This is a genomic window from Sulfuritalea sp. (assembly GCF_017302275.1).
In the GTDB taxonomy this organism is placed as follows: Bacteria; Pseudomonadota; Gammaproteobacteria; order Burkholderiales; family Rhodocyclaceae; genus Sulfuritalea.
The window spans coordinates 1-14,265 of sequence record NZ_JAFLDR010000016.1 but is presented as its reverse complement, the minus strand read 5'-3'; the positions used below and the strand labels follow the sequence as shown (position 1 = coordinate 14,265).

14 protein-coding genes are annotated in these 14,265 nt (G+C 63.7%); 11 read left to right on the top strand and 3 right to left on the bottom strand.

Going from position 1 to position 14,265, the window contains the following annotated elements; genetic code table 11:
- Positions 1 to 100: 100 nt before the first annotated feature.
- The 3 genes from boxB to J0M27_RS10550 form a co-directional block, all read right to left on the bottom strand.
- Positions 101 to 1,525, bottom strand: coding sequence for a benzoyl-CoA 2,3-epoxidase subunit BoxB (boxB, locus tag J0M27_RS10560; protein WP_294991007.1), 1,425 nt, complete (start codon positions 1,523 to 1,525; stop codon positions 101 to 103).
- 73 nt (positions 1,526 to 1,598) lie between these two features.
- The gene (boxC, locus tag J0M27_RS10555) at positions 1,599 to 3,269 is read right to left on the bottom strand and encodes a 2,3-epoxybenzoyl-CoA dihydrolase (RefSeq protein ID WP_294991005.1); all 1,671 of its coding nucleotides are present in this window, start codon (positions 3,267 to 3,269) and stop codon (positions 1,599 to 1,601) included.
- 207 nt (positions 3,270 to 3,476) lie between these two features.
- A complete protein-coding gene (locus J0M27_RS10550; RefSeq protein ID WP_294991003.1) occupies positions 3,477 to 4,379 on the bottom strand; it encodes a helix-turn-helix transcriptional regulator in 903 nt (300 codons plus the stop codon).
- 318 nt (positions 4,380 to 4,697) lie between these two features.
- On the opposite strand from J0M27_RS10550, the gene bzdN reads away from it, so the two are divergent.
- From bzdN to J0M27_RS10495, 11 genes are all read left to right on the top strand, one after another.
- Positions 4,698 to 5,837, top strand: coding sequence for a benzoyl-CoA reductase, bzd-type, subunit N (bzdN, locus tag J0M27_RS10545; protein WP_294991000.1), 1,140 nt, complete (start codon positions 4,698 to 4,700; stop codon positions 5,835 to 5,837).
- A gap of 17 nt (positions 5,838 to 5,854) precedes the next feature.
- Positions 5,855 to 7,165, top strand: a complete 1,311-nt coding sequence (bzdO, locus tag J0M27_RS10540; protein ID WP_294990997.1) for a benzoyl-CoA reductase, bzd-type, subunit O — start codon at positions 5,855 to 5,857, stop codon at positions 7,163 to 7,165.
- A 27-nt stretch (positions 7,166 to 7,192) separates the two neighbouring features.
- Positions 7,193 to 8,002 carry an acyl-CoA dehydratase activase gene (locus tag J0M27_RS10535; protein WP_294990994.1) on the top strand — a complete coding sequence of 270 codons (810 nt, stop codon included), beginning with the start codon at positions 7,193 to 7,195 and terminating at the stop codon, positions 8,000 to 8,002.
- An 18-nt stretch (positions 8,003 to 8,020) separates the two neighbouring features.
- Positions 8,021 to 8,923 carry a benzoyl-CoA reductase, bzd-type, subunit Q gene (gene bzdQ / locus J0M27_RS10530; RefSeq protein WP_294990991.1) on the top strand — a complete coding sequence of 301 codons (903 nt, stop codon included), beginning with the start codon at positions 8,021 to 8,023 and terminating at the stop codon, positions 8,921 to 8,923.
- A gap of 62 nt (positions 8,924 to 8,985) precedes the next feature.
- A complete protein-coding gene (locus J0M27_RS10525) occupies positions 8,986 to 9,270 on the top strand; it encodes a hypothetical protein (RefSeq protein WP_294990988.1) in 285 nt (94 codons plus the stop codon).
- Positions 9,271 to 9,284: 14 nt separating this feature from the next.
- Positions 9,285 to 9,581, top strand: a complete 297-nt coding sequence (locus J0M27_RS10520) for a hypothetical protein (protein ID WP_294990986.1) — start codon at positions 9,285 to 9,287, stop codon at positions 9,579 to 9,581.
- A gap of 48 nt (positions 9,582 to 9,629) precedes the next feature.
- On the top strand, positions 9,630 to 10,082 hold the full coding sequence (locus tag J0M27_RS10515; RefSeq protein ID WP_294990984.1) for a GNAT family N-acetyltransferase: 453 nt from the start codon (positions 9,630 to 9,632) through the stop codon (positions 10,080 to 10,082).
- 22 nt (positions 10,083 to 10,104) lie between these two features.
- Complete coding sequence (locus tag J0M27_RS10510; RefSeq protein ID WP_294990981.1) at positions 10,105 to 10,737, top strand: PHP domain-containing protein; 633 nt, start codon at positions 10,105 to 10,107, stop codon at positions 10,735 to 10,737.
- Between the two features lie 59 nt (positions 10,738 to 10,796).
- Positions 10,797 to 13,343 carry an FAD-dependent oxidoreductase gene (locus J0M27_RS10505; RefSeq protein ID WP_294990978.1) on the top strand — a complete coding sequence of 849 codons (2,547 nt, stop codon included), beginning with the start codon at positions 10,797 to 10,799 and terminating at the stop codon, positions 13,341 to 13,343.
- A complete protein-coding gene (locus J0M27_RS10500) occupies positions 13,343 to 13,570 on the top strand; it encodes a hypothetical protein (RefSeq protein ID WP_294990975.1) in 228 nt (75 codons plus the stop codon). The genes J0M27_RS10505 and J0M27_RS10500 overlap by 1 nt, the downstream gene beginning before the upstream one ends.
- A gap of 2 nt (positions 13,571 to 13,572) precedes the next feature.
- On the top strand, positions 13,573 to 14,265 hold a 693-nt coding region (locus J0M27_RS10495), incomplete at its 3' end, for an enoyl-CoA hydratase/isomerase family protein (RefSeq protein ID WP_294990973.1).

Below are 14,265 nucleotides of genomic sequence, written 5' to 3'. Positions count from 1 at the left end.
GGAGAATCAGGCCGATGCAGCCCCGTCATTCCGGCGAACGCCGGAATCCAGCGATATTCCACTGGATTCCGGGTCAAGCCCGGAATGACGGGGCTGATGCTTAGTTGAATCGCACGTAGGCGAAGTCCACCGGCTGGTTGTTGATGCCGCGCGCCGGCGGGGCGATCCAGTTGGCGAACTTGCCCGGCTCGGCAACACGGCCCATCAGCGAGGCGACGAAGGCGCGGTCCTCGGCCGAGGGCAGCCAGTGCAGGTGCTGGTGCGTCCATTCGCCTTCCGAGACCACTTGCCCGGTGGGCGAGATCCTGGCGGCGGAGAGCGGCCCGATCTTGCGGTTGAAGGCCTTGTGCGGCGCGGAGAGCGTGAAGGGGATGCCCGCCTTCTGGATGATCTTGTTCCAGCGCTCGATGCCGGCCTTGGCATCGACCACGTAGTCGTCGCGCAGCTTTTCGTTGATGGCGTTGAGATACGGTGCCTGGATGGTGACCAGCTTGCCGTCGTCGACTTCCAGCACGCCGTAGCTGGCGTCGTTGAGCAGGTGGTCGTCGGTCTGCTTGGTCTCTTCGTAGCGGCCCTTGAGGCCGGTGGTGTAGAAGGTCGCCGCATTCGACGAGACATCGGCGCCGAACAGATCCATGGTCACGCTGAAATGGAAGTTCAGGTAGCGCTGGATGGTGGGCAGGTCGATCACGCCGGCGGCGCGGATCTTCGCCACGTCGTCGGTCTTGAGCTGGTTCATCACGTCGCAGGTGCGCTGGATGACGCGGCCGACGCCGGATTCGCCGACGAACATGTGGTGCGCCTCTTCGGTCAGCATGAACTTGCAGGTGCGCGCCAGCGGGTCGAAGCCGGATTCGGCCAGCGAGCAGAGCTGGTACTTGCCGTCGCGGTCGGTGAAGTAGGTGAACATGAAGAAGCTGAGCCAGTCCGGCGTGCGCTCGTTGAAGGCGCCGAGGATGCGGGGATTGTCGGCATCGCCCGAGCGACGCTCGAGCAGGGCCTCGGCTTCCTCGCGGCCGTCGCGGCCGAAGTAGGCGTGCAGCAGGTAGACCATGGCCCAGAGGTGGCGGCCTTCCTCGACGTTGACCTGGAACAGGTTGCGCATGTCGTAGAGCGAAGGGCAGGTCAGGCCCAGGTGGCGCTGCTGCTCGACCGAGGCGGGCTCGGTGTCGCCTTGCGTCACGATCAGGCGGCGCAGGTTGCTGCGGTATTCGCCGGGGACTTCCTGCCAGGCGGCTTCGCCCTTGTGCGCGCCGAAGTTCACCTTGCGGTCGGCTTCGGCCGGGTTGAGGAAAATGCCCCAGCGGTAGTCGGGCATCTTGACGTAGTCGAAGTGCGCCCAGCCGGACGGGTCGACGCTGACCGCCGTACGCAGGTAGACGTCGAAGTTCTGCGAGCCGTCGGGGCCCATGTCCTTCCACCAGTTGATGAACTCGGGCTGCCAGTGCTCGAGCGCGCGTTGCAGGGTCTTGTTGTCGTTGAGGTGGACGTTGTTGGGGATCTTCTGGCTGTAATCGATGCTCATTTTCTGCTCCTGTTTGGGATTGGGGTGTTGTTCTTGTCATTCCGGCGCAAGCCGGAATGACGGTTGTCTTGCGTCAGACGCGGTTCCAGTCGAACTTGGCCTTGTTGCCGCTGCCGAAGACTTTCAGCGCGCCGCCTTCGCCGACGGCGTTGGGGCGGATGAAAATCCAGTTCTGCCAGGCCGACAGCCGCCCGAAGACGCGGGTCTCCATGGTCTCGCCGGGGCCGAAGCGCAGGTTGGCTTCCATGCCGGTCAGGGCATCGGGCGAAAGGCTGGCGCGTTCTTCGAGCACGATGCGGATTTCATCTTCCCAGTCCAGGTCGTCCGGCGTGGCGGTGACCAGGCCCAGCGCCAGCGCGGCATCGGCACCTTGCGGCTGACCGATGGCGGCCCTCACGGCGCCGAGCGGACCTTCTTCGCCGTAGAAACGTGCCTGAAGGCGGTACTGCGCGTTGACCATCGGGTAGTCGCCGAAATTCATCGCCGAGAGCGTGACCTTGCCTTCCTCGGCCGGCGCGTCGGGCAGGGCCAGCATGTAGCCGCGGTCGGCGGCGAACAGCAGCTCGGCCAGGGTGCCGGCGAAGCAGGAGCCGCGCTCGACCAGGGCGATCAGGGTGCGCGAGGTGACGTCCAGGCGCGCCAGGGTCCGCCGCAGCATGCCGATGGTTTCGCGCACGAACCAGTGTTTGCGGTTGGCGTCGAGCACGGCATCGGCGCCCAGGGCCAGGGTGGCGTCGCCCGTGGTCTTGAGCACCCAGGTGCCGATGTCGAGGTCGTTGGTGCGCAGCATCAGGATGGCGTCGTCGAGTTCGCGCGCCATTTGCAGCGGCCACCAGGCGGCGCCGGCGGCGACGATGTCGTCGATCTTCGATTGCACGGCGGCGGCGGGGGCCTTGACGGTCAGCGTGGCGCGGCGCGCAGCGCGGTCGATCGTCACATCCACCGTCTCGTAGTGGTAGCCGGCTTCGTCGATCGTGCGCTTGAGCGGTGTCAGGGCGATGCCCTTGGCGTCTGACGGGCGGTCGCTTTGCGCGGCGAGTTCGGTGGCGCGGGCCTTGACCTTCTCGGCGAAGGCCTGCGGCTTGGCGTAGTCGTCGATCAGGCGCCATTCCTTGGCACGCTGGGAGCGGATGCCTTCGGTCAGGGTGCAGAAGATGTCGGCGTGGTCGCGACGCACGCGGCGCTTGTCGATGACGCGGGTGAGGCCGCCGGTGCCGGGCAGCACGCCGAGCAGCGGCACTTCGGGCAGGCTGACGGCGGAGGAGCGGTCATCGACCAGGATGATCTCGTCGCAGGCCAGGGCCAGCTCGTAGCCGCCGCCGGCGGTGGTGCCGTTGCAGGCGGCGAGGAACTTGAGGCCGGAGTAACGGCTGGAATCCTCGATGCCGTTCCTTGTCTCGTTGGTGAATTTGCAGAAGTTGACCTTCCAGGCGTGGGTCGACAGGCCGAGCATGAAGATGTTGGCGCCGGAACAGAAGATGCGGTCCTTGCCGCTGGTGACGACCACGGTTTTCACTTCGGGATGCTCGAAGCGCACGCGCTGCAGGGCGTCGTGCAGCTCCATGTCCACGCCGAGGTCGTAGGAGTTGAGCTTGAGCTTGTAGCCGGGCTTGATGCCGCCGTCTTCGTTGATGTTCAGCGTCAGCGTGGCGATGGCGCCATCGCAGGCGAGGCTCCAGTGCTTGTACTGCGCGGGGCTGGTGTCGTAGGTGATCACGGGCTTGACGGCTTCGGGGCTGTTCATGGGGTTCTCCGTTGTGGTTGCTCTGTAGGTGTTAGGTTGGATTTGCATCATTGGTTGCTGGTGATATCGAGCGCAGCGAGCTGTTTGGTAACCCCCCGTGAGGGGGGCGAAGAGGGGTGGGCCGAGTTTGCTGGCCCATGGTCAGGGAAAGGTTCGAGCGTTTCATGATTTGCGGGTGCTAATCGAAGCCATGGATGTTCGGCTGTTTCAGGGGTGGGCGGTGACGGTTTGACGCAATTGGGTGAGGCATTCCTCCGGCGTGCGGCCGGTGGTATCCAGCGTGAAATCGGCCTTGCTGTAAAGCGATTCGCGGGCGACGAGGATGCGGCGCATGTCCTCCATGGCCTCGGCGCTGCCTTCCATCGGCCGCAGGTCGCCCTGGGCGACGACGCGCGCCATGTGTTCTTCGGGGCTGGCCTTGACCCAGACCGTGTAGCAGTTCATCAGCAGCAGGTTGAAGGTCTCGGCTTCGGAGACGATGCCGCCGCCGACGGTGATCACCGCCGCTTCGTGCCGGGCGACGATGTTCTCCAGGCAACGGCGTTCGAGGCGGCGGAAGCCGGGCTGGCCGTAGAGCATGAAGATTTCGTTGAGGCTGACGCCGGCCTCGGCCTCGATCGCGCCGTTGAGTTCGACGAAGGGTATTGCCAGTTCGGCGGCAAGCGAGCGGCCCAGCGTGGACTTGCCGGCCCCGCGCAGGCCGACCAGGGCAATGCGGCGACGGCGCGCTGCATCCTCGCTGCCGAAGTCGCGCATCAGGCGCAGCATGGCGTCTTCCAGTCGGCTGGGCGAAAGCTGCTCGAGGAAGTGCGCGATCAGGCGGTATTCGTTGGAGCCCTGTTGCGGCTCGATCAGTTCCAGCAGGGAAATGCCGAGTGCATGGGTGACATGGCGCAGCACCATGATGGAAGGATTGGTCTCGCCGCTTTCGACCTGGGCCAGATAGCGTTCGGACACCGCCGAACTGAGGGCCAGCGCCTTGCGCGACATGCCGCGCCGAGCGCGCGCTTCGCGCACGCGATTCCCCACCGCCCGGATGAATTCGGCATCGGCGGCCTCGTCGTGGAAGGCCTGGTTGGCAGTGATAGAGTCTTTAGTCGTGGTGTCCATTTGTTTTTCCTTCCCTGATCGTGCAGGGACGGTACAGGTACTATAGTGCATGTTTTTGATAAATGTCAACTGTTTTTAACGTTAGCAAATGCTTATTTAGTATAAAAAGATAGTAAAAACACAATAAAACAAAGTGCTAGCGTGTTTGCGGCACTGCGGCACAATAATTCATGATGGTATTGACAGGGTGGTTTTTGATCTCCATACTTCGCCGCAGTTGTGCAGTATGGTTCAGACAAGGAACAATAGTTCCGCTCTTATCAGGAAGCACCGATTCGCAGCGACCCTCGCGGCGAATGGACAACAAAGGAGGCAGCAATGGCTGATGGATTGTTCGACCAGTTCAAGGACTGGTATGAGAAGCGCCACGACTACGCCCGCGACTGGAAGGCCCGCACCGGCGGCCAGGTGGTGGCGACCATGTGTACCTACACCGCGGAAGAACTGCTGATCGCCGCCGGCATGCTGCCGGTGCGCGTGCTCGGCGCCCACGAACCGCAGAACGTCACCGAGCCGCACATCTTCGGCATGTTCTGTCCCTTCTGCCGCGATTCGCTGGCGCAAGGCCTGCTCGGCCGCTTCGACTATGCCGAGGGCGTGACCCTGACCCAGTCCTGCATCCAGTATCGGCAGACCTTCAGCTCCTGGCGCAGCAACGTCCCCAGCGTCAAGTGGGACTACTACGTGCCGATGCCCAACGACGTGCAGAGCCCGCACGCGAGGAAGGCGCACTACGCCGAAATCCAGTCCTTCCGCACCTTTCTTTCCGCGCTGACCGGCAAGGAACTGACGGATGCGATGTTGCACGAGGCCACCGACGTGGTCGACGAGAACCGTCGCCTGTTGCGCCAGCTCTTCGACTATCGCAAGGAAGCCAATCCCAAGGTCACCGGCGTCGAAGCCCTCTACGCCTCGCTCACCGCCCAGTTCATCGACAAGCGCGAGCACAACGAGATGCTGAAAAAGGTGCTCGCCGCCCTGCCGTCGCGCCAGATGGACCGCAAGGAAGGCGTGCGCTTCATGACCATCGGCTCCGAAAACGACGACATCGCCTTCATGGCCATGGTCGAGTCGGTGGGTTCCACCATCGTCATCGACGACCAGTGCTCCGGCACCCGTTACTTCTGGAACGAGTCGAAGAAGGACGCCGACCCGATCAAGCGCATCGCCGAGCGCTACTGCGATCGTCCGGCCTGCCCGACCAAGGATTACCCCAGCCACACGCGCTTCGACCACGTGCTGGGCCTGGCCAAGGAATACAACGCGCGCGCCGCGATCTTCCTGCAGCAGAAGTTCTGCGATCCGCACGAGGGCGATTATCCGGACCTCAAGGAGCACCTGGAGAAGAACGGCATCCCGACGCTGTTCCTCGAATTCGACATCACCAACCCCATCGGCCCCTTCCGCATCCGTATCGAAGCCATGCTCGAGACGCTGAGCGAAGAAGAGCTGTTCTGACCAGAAGGGAGAGCAAGATGAATGCACCTAACAAGTATCCGACCGAGTCCCTCAAGCTGTGGGGCAAGGCCAAGCAGCTGCGCGAGCAGTACTACCAGAACTACGCCAAGGCCAAGGAGAACGGCGGCCTGCGCTGGTCCGGCTCGGCCTGGGCGCTGGATGCCCTGCCGGCCGGCCTCGGCGACGACGTCTATTCGCTGACCGGCGAGCCGTATGCCGCTGCTGTCGCACACGACAAGAAGTTCGCCAAGGAATGCATGGACGCCGCCGAGTCGGTCGGCTTCGCCCGTGATCTGTGCTCCTATATGCGCATTTATTGGGGTGGCATGCACCTCGACAAGTACCTCTACGGCGGAAAGTTTCCCAAGCCCGACTTCATCTTCCAGACGCAGATCTGCTGCTCGCATTCGAAGTGGTACCAGCACGTCGCCAAGGTCGAGCAGGTGCCGCAGTTCTATGTCGACGTCGGCGTCGGTCCCTACAAGGACATGAATGCCGCGCGCCTCGACTATGTTACCGACCAGTTGCTCGACGGCATCGAGTTCCTCGAGAAGACCACCGGCCGCAAGTTCGACGACGAGAAGTTCCTCAAGGCGGTAAAGAACGAAATGCGCTCGACCAGCCGCTGGGCCGACATCTGCGCCCTGAACAAGGTCAAGCCGGCGCCGCTGGACGAGAAGACAATGTACTCGCTCTATGTGCTGGCCACGCTGTCGAAGTCCTCGCAATGGTGCGCCGACTTCTACGACGAGCTCTACGACGAGGTCAAGGATCGCGTCGCGCGCGGCATCGCCGCCGTGCCGAACGAGAAGTGCCGCATGATGTCCGACACGCAACCGCCCTGGTCCTTCCTCAAGATCTTCCGCTACCTCGAAACCTACGGTGCGGTGTCGATCGGCTCGCTCTACACCTTCGCCCTCGAGGGCATCTGGGAAGACAAGCCGGACGGTTCCTGGGGCGGTCGTTCCCTGCCCTGGGAGAAGGGTATCGAGATGAACACCCGCGAGCAGATCGCCCGTCTCTACGCCGACTGGAACCTCTCCAAGCCGCAGTGGCAGCACTTCTTCGATCCGCGCCTGAAGACCGAAATGATGCTGCGCATCGTCAAGGAATGGCAGGTCGACGGCGTCATGCTGCACCTGAATCGCGGCTGCGAAGGGCTCAGTCTCGGCATCATGGAAAACCGTGGCGGCATCGCCAAGGCCGGCGTGCCGATCATGACTTTCGAAGGCAACATGGGCGATGAGCGCGAGTTCGACGAAGTGCGCACCCAGGCCCGCGTCGATGCCTTCATGGAACAGCTCGGTCTGCGTCGCCAGGCCGCCTGACAACAGAACCAACAGGAGGAATCACGAATGATTACCGCTGGAATAGACATGGGTTCACGCAGCATCAAGGTGGTGCTGATCGAGGAACTGAAGGTGGATGGCGCGCCGCAGCTGAAGTATGGCGTCAAGAAGTCGCACATCATGATGCCGGGCGACCTCGACCAGGACGTCGCCGCCGACAAGGCCTACAAAGAAGCCCTCGAGGCCGCCGGCCTCAAGCGCGAGGACGTCAAGGCGGTGTTCGCCACCGGCGCCGGGCGCAAGCAGGTGGCCTTCGCCGCCGAGGGCATCACAGAGATGACCGCCGGCGCCAAGGGCGCGAACTTCATGTACCCGATGGCGCGCACGGTGGTCGATGTCGGTGCCGAGGAAGGTCGCGGCATGAAGACAGACGCCGAAGGCAAGGCCATCGACTTTGCCGGCAACGAGAAGTGCGCCGCCGGTGCAGGATCGTTTGCCGAGGCGATGAGCCGCGCGCTGCAGATGACGCTGAAGGAATTCGGCGAAGCCAGCCTCAAGTCGGACAAGTCGATCCCGATGAACGCGCAATGCACGGTGTTCGCCGAGTCGGAAGTGGTCTCCCTGATCCACTCCTCGACGCCGAAGAACGACATCGCCAAGGCGGTGCTCGATGCCGTCGCCAGCCGCGTCTGCGCCATGGTGCGCCGCGTCGGCATCGAAGGTGAAGTGGTGCTGATCGGCGGCATGGTGCACAACGCCGGCTTCGTCCAGTCATTGAAGACCGCGATGGGCGTCGATGCCGTGTCCCTGCCCGACATGCCCGAGTACATCAGCGCGCTGGGTTGCGCCCTGATCGCCGCCGAACGTCAGCACTGATACCAGGAGAGAGAAAACATGAATGCAGAAGTGAAAGCCGATACGCTCCCCGAGAAGAAGGAATTCTGGCGCTGGCAGGAAAACGTCTGGATCGACGAGACCAAGGACTGGAAGACGGCCAAGATCATCACCTGCGGCATCGACGTCGGTTCCGTGTCGTCGCAAGCCGTGCTGGTGGTTGATGGCGAGCTCTATGGCTTCAACAGCATGCGCACCGGCAACAATTCGCCGGACTCAGCGAAGAACGCCCTGCAAGGCGTGATGGATAAGTGCGGCATGAAGCTGGAAGACATCCACTTCGTGGTCGGCACCGGCTACGGCCGCGTCAATGTGCCCTTCGCCCACAAGGCCATCACCGAGATCGCCTGCCATGCCCGCGGCGCCAACTACATGGGCGGCAACGGCGTGCGCACCATCCTCGACATGGGCGGCCAGGACTGCAAGGCCATCCACTGCGACGACAAGGGCAAGGTCACCAACTTCCTGATGAACGACAAGTGCGCTGCCGGCACCGGCCGCGGCATGGAAGTCATCTCCGATCTGATGCAGATTCCGATCGCCGAGCTGGGGCCGCGTTCCTTCGACATCGACAGCGATGTCGAGGCCGTGTCCTCGGTCTGCGTGGTGTTCGCCAAATCCGAGGCGCTGGGCCTGCTCAAGGCCGGCTACACCAAGAACAAGGTGATCGCGGCCTACTGCCAGGCGATGGCCGAGCGCGTGGTTTCGCTGCTCGAGCGCATCGGCGTCGAGGAAGGCTTCTTCATCACCGGCGGCATCGCCAAGAATCCGGGCGTGGTCAAGCGCATCGAGAAGCTGCTGGGTATCAAGGCGATGGACACCAAGATCGACAGCCAGATCGCCGGTGCCCTGGGTGCGGCGCTGTTCGGCTATACCCTGCAATCGAAGAAAGCCGCGGCCTGATAGCCTGACGGGGTGGCCGGCAACCGCCGGCCACCGATGCGACCTACCAGAAGGGAACCGAAATGATCGCCAACTACGGATACAAGGACGGCTCGGGCGAGTACTACATCAGCATCGACACCGACAAGTGCATCTCGTGCTCAGCCGGTCACGCCTGCCTGACGGCCTGCCCGAAGTCGATGTTCGAGACCATCACCGACGACTACGATGACGAGGTGACCTGGGTGAAGAAGCCGAATTGCCGCACCCTGGCCTACGATTGTGCCGACTGCAAGCCGTCGGGCGGCTACACCAGCCTGCCCTGCATGACCGCCTGCACGCCGGGCGCGATCAAGCATTCGTGGTGAGCGGGGTGATTCCCGTGGCAACGACCAAGCGCGTGATTCCGATCGCCCAGGCCAAGACGGTCAGTCCGGAGGATGCCCTGCTCCGCAATGGCTGGAAGCGCCAGACCACGATCGGCGAGCCGAGGCTCTCGGAGATCGTCAAGAACTACCAGGGGATGGGTTTCGAGGTGCATGTCGAGGAGTACAAGGTCGAGGGGGATGGTTGCAACACCTGTTTCGACGCCGGCCAGGAAATGGGGATGAGTTACGGCACGGTCTATGTGCGCAAGTCGGCGGATGCTGCCCCCGACGATGAATTGTTCGAGGATTAGGCGCGCCGCTGGCGTCGCCTTTACAAACTAGGTTAAAGGAGGAAAGAAATGCCTGATCAGAAACGAGTGCTGCGCGTGCTGCGCCAGAGCGACCTGGATGCCATCGTCGCCATCGATGCCTTCGCCACTGGCGAGGCGCGCCAGGAATACTACGAGCGCAAGATCGCCGGGATTCTCAACCGCGCGGCCAACATCAACACTTCCATCGTCTGCGAAGTCGACGGCAAGGTGGCCGGCTTCATCATGGGTTACGTGTTCTTCGGCGAGTTCGGCATTGCCGACAGCACGGCGACCATCGACACCCTGGGCGTGCATCCGGACTTCCGCAACTTCGGCGTCGCCGCCGAGATGCTGGACCAGTTCATGATGAACATGAAGGCCGCCGGCGTGAAGAAGGTCTACACCCTGGTGAACTGGAGCGACTTCGCGCTGGAGAAGTTCTTCTCGCGCAACAAGTTCGTGCCGTCCAAGCGCATCAACCTAGAGTACGAGTTGCCCTGATTCACCGGCGCGGCGCGGGCCCATGTGGATCGATACCCATTGTCATACGAAGTATTCGTACGACAACTGGCTCGAACCGCTGGACCTGATACGCCGCGCCAAGGCGCTGGGCCTCGACGGATCGGTGATCACCGAACACTATTCCTACGAGGCTTCGGCGCCGGTGGAGCAGGTCGGTCGCGATGAGGGCTACCTGATCCTGCGCGGGGTGGAGATTGCGACGGACAGGGGGCACCTGTTGGCCTACGGGGTGGAAGACGACGGCTGGAACCTCTGGGGGCGCGACAGCTACCTGCCACTGGAAGAGGTCATCGAGCGCATCAACGACCTCGGCGGCATCTGCGCTCCGGCCCATCCCTTCCGCAACGTGGGGCTGGCCAGCTTGATGGAAGGACTGCTGGACTTGAAGGACATTGCCGCCGTGGAGTCGCACAACGGCGTCAATGCGGATAGCGACAACGATCTGGCGATCAGCGCCTCGTCCCACTTGGGCCTGCCGACGCTGGGGGGCAGCGATTGCCACAAGACGGTGGCCGTGGGGCGTTGCGCGACGGAGTTTTCGCAACCGGTGCATGACATGGCGAGTTTCATCGCCGCGGTGAAGGCCGGAGCCTGTCGCGGCGCGTATTACCCGGGTTATCGGGCCGGCACTTAGAAGAGTCGGCGCTGGCGGTACGGCGACGAGAAAGCCAGAAAACGGCAGGAGGAGCGGACATGAACGCGGTGCAGGAAATCAAGTGGTGGAAGGCTGCCCGGCCCAAGGACATGGGCCAATTCGGCGAGACCGTTTGCATCCATATCGACTGCAACAAGATCGAGGTGCCGGCCGGTGCCTCGGTGCTCAATGCCGCGACCAATGCCGGCATTTACATCCCGGCCCTGTGCGCCCATCCTGACCTGCCGCCGGCCATGCAGCGCGGCGCCGGTGGTGCGGGTTGCAACCTGTGCATGATCGAGCTCGAAGGCGAGCCAGGCATGCGCAAGGCCTGCTCGACCACCGTGGCCGATGGCATGCGCGTGACCACAAAGTCCGAGAAGATCTTCAAGTCACGCCAGGAAAGCCTGGCCAAGACCCTCGGCCCGCATCCGCACGTTTGCCTCACCTGCCCGCAGCGCGACGGCTGCAGCCGCACCACCTGTTCCTTCGGCAATCCGCCGGAGACGCGCTGCTGCGACATCTTCCCCACCTGCGAGTTGCGCAAGATCGCCGATTTCGTCGGCATCCCCGGCACCACGCCGGGCTACAAGCCGGCCAGCCTGCCGGTGATCAAGGACGAGCCCTTCTTTGATCGCGACTACAACCTGTGCATCGACTGCCGCCGCTGCCTGACGGCCTGCAACGACATTCGCGGCGTCGGCTGCCTGGAAGTCAAGGAAGTCGAAACACCGCAGGGCAAGCGGACTTACGTTGGCACCATCGCCGAAACGCTGGTGGATTCCGGCTGCAAGTTCTGCCAGGCCTGCGTCACCGTCTGCCCGACCGGTGCCCTGACCGACCGCACGCTCGACCCCGCCAGGCGCGAGGAGTCGATGGTGCCCTGCAAGAGCGCCTGTCCGGCCGGCATCGACGTGCCGCGCTACGTGCAGCTCGCCGCCGAAGGCAAGTACGGCGAGGCGATTGCCGTGGTGCGCGAGAAGCTGCCCTTCCCGGGCATCGTCGGCCGCGCCTGCTTCGCCATGTGCGAAGCGGCCTGCCGTCGCGGCAAGCTCGATGATCCGCTGTCGATCCGCACGCTGAAGCGCGTTGCGGATGACAACGACACCGGCATCTGGCGCCAGTTCTCCAAACAGCTCCCGCCCAGCGGGCGCAAGGCGGCCGTGATCGGCGCCGGCCCGGCCGGCCTGACCGTGGCCTGGTACCTGGCGAAGAAGGGCCATGCCGTCACCGTATTCGACGCCCAGCCGTCTTCCGGCGGCATGGCGCGCTACGGCATTCCCTCGTATCGCGTCCCCGGCGAAGTCATTGATCGCGAAGTCGGCGAGGTGGAAAAGCTGGGCGTCAAGTTCCAGTACGACACGCGCATCGACAACATGGACGACCTGTTCGGCCAGGGCTTTGAGGCCGTGTTCATCGGCATCGGCTGCCAGGGCGGCGACACGCTCGGCATTCCCGGCGATGACCTGGCCGGCGTGATCGACAGCCCGACCTACCTGCGCGCCGCGACCATGGGCCTGGTGAATACACCGGACGGCATCCAGGTCGGCAAGAAGGTGGCGGTGATCGGCGGTGGCAACGTCGCCACCGACAATGCCCGTTCCTCGCTGCGTTACGGCGCGGCGGTGGACATGGTGTATCGCCGCACGCGCGAGGAAATGCCGGCGCGCGACGAGGAATTCGACGGCTGCGTCGAGGAGGGCGTGAACATCCGCTACCTGCTGGCGCCGAAGAAAATCGCGCCGGGTAGCAACGGCTCGAAGCTGGAAATCACTTACTCGAAAATGGAGCTGGGCGAGCCCGATGCCTCCGGCCGCCGCCGCCCGGTCGATACCGGTGTGGAAGTCACCGAGGGTGTGGACCTGGTGGTCGCCGCCGTCGGCCAGCATCCGGACAAATTCGCGGGCTTCGGCGTCGAGACCGACAAGAAGGGCCGCATCATCGTGCGCGCCGATTCCATGCTGACCAGCCGGCCCAAGGTATATGCCGGCGGCGATGCCGTGCTCGGGCCTTCGACCCTGATCGAATCCATTGCCCAGGGCCGCGTCGCGGCCGGCGCCATGGACAGGTTGCTGGGCGGCGATGGCGACATCGAAGAGAAACTCCTGCCCGATGGATGGGAAACCGATCCGAAAATCGGCCGTCACGAGGGTTTCAACAAGATTCGCAAGTTCCACCCGATCATGCTGGCGCCCGAGAAGCGCGCCAACTGGGACGAGGTGGAACTCGGCTTCGACGATGCCACGGCACGTGCCGAAGCGGCGCGCTGCTTCAAGTGCAACCTGGCGCCGACCATTGTCAACGCGCCCTTGCCGCCCGAGTCCTGGCTGGCGCTGGATGCCGCGACCGTGGCCGGCGTAACCACCGAGTCAGGCGTGTACCAATTGCTCGACGGCGACAAAAAGGTGCTGGCGATCAAGGGCGTCGAGAACCTGCGCGAAGGGCTGGAAGCCATGCTCGACAAGGCCGAGATCGCGCCCTACTTCACCGTCGAGGACGCACCCTTCTTCAGCCAGCGCGAGAACCAGTTGGTGCAGGCCTACATGCAGCAGCACGGCAGCATGCCGCCGGGCGTCGGTGCCGACGAAATGGATGACCTCTTCTGATGGGCACCGTGATCGACTTCTACACCGCGCGCCCGCTGCCGCAGGTCGCCAAGGCCGAGGCACGCTGCCGCTGCACGCTGTGCGGCGCCGACCTGTGGCACATCAGCGCGTCGGGCGAAGTCTGCTGCGCCGACTGCGAAACCGTTTGTCCCTACCGCCTTGAAGCTACACCCGGAGGGCGTCGCGCCGAGTGCGCGCTGGCCGCCAACGAACAGGAGAAGCACTGAACATGGCTGATTTCAAATTCGTAACCTGCGAAGAGCAGGGCGATGTGCTGCGCATCGCGATCAACCGCCCGCCGTACAACGTGCTCGACATCGCCACCATGGAGGAGATGAACACGGCGCTGGACATGGCGATGGCGAACAAGACCGCCAAGGTGCTGGTGATCACCGGTAACGGCGACAAGACTTTCTCCTCGGGCGTGGACGTGATGGACCACACGCCGGACAAGGTGGTGAAGATGATCGATGTCTTTCACGGCCTGCTGAAGCGCCTGATGTTGGTGCCGATCCCGACCATCGCGGTGGTCAACGGTCCGGCGCTGGGCGGCGGCTGCGAGCTGGCGATCGCCTGCGACATGGTGGTCGCCTCGGAGAAGGCCAAGTTCGGCCAGCCCGAGATCAAGCTCGGCGTCTTTCCGCCGATCGCCGCGATACTCTTGCCGCGCCAGGTGCCGATGACCAAGGTGATGGAACTGCTGCTCGGCGGCGGCATCATCGACGCCAAGGAAGCGCACCGCATCGGCATGGTGAATGCCGTGTTCCCGGCGGAGAACTTCGCCGCCGATGCGGGCAAGTACCTCGAACAATTCACCACGCTGTCGCGCGTGGCGCTGCTGCACACCAAAAAGGCCGTCAAGGAAGCCGCCAACCGGCCCTTCTACGAAGCCCTGCACCACGTCGAGCACCACTACCTGCAC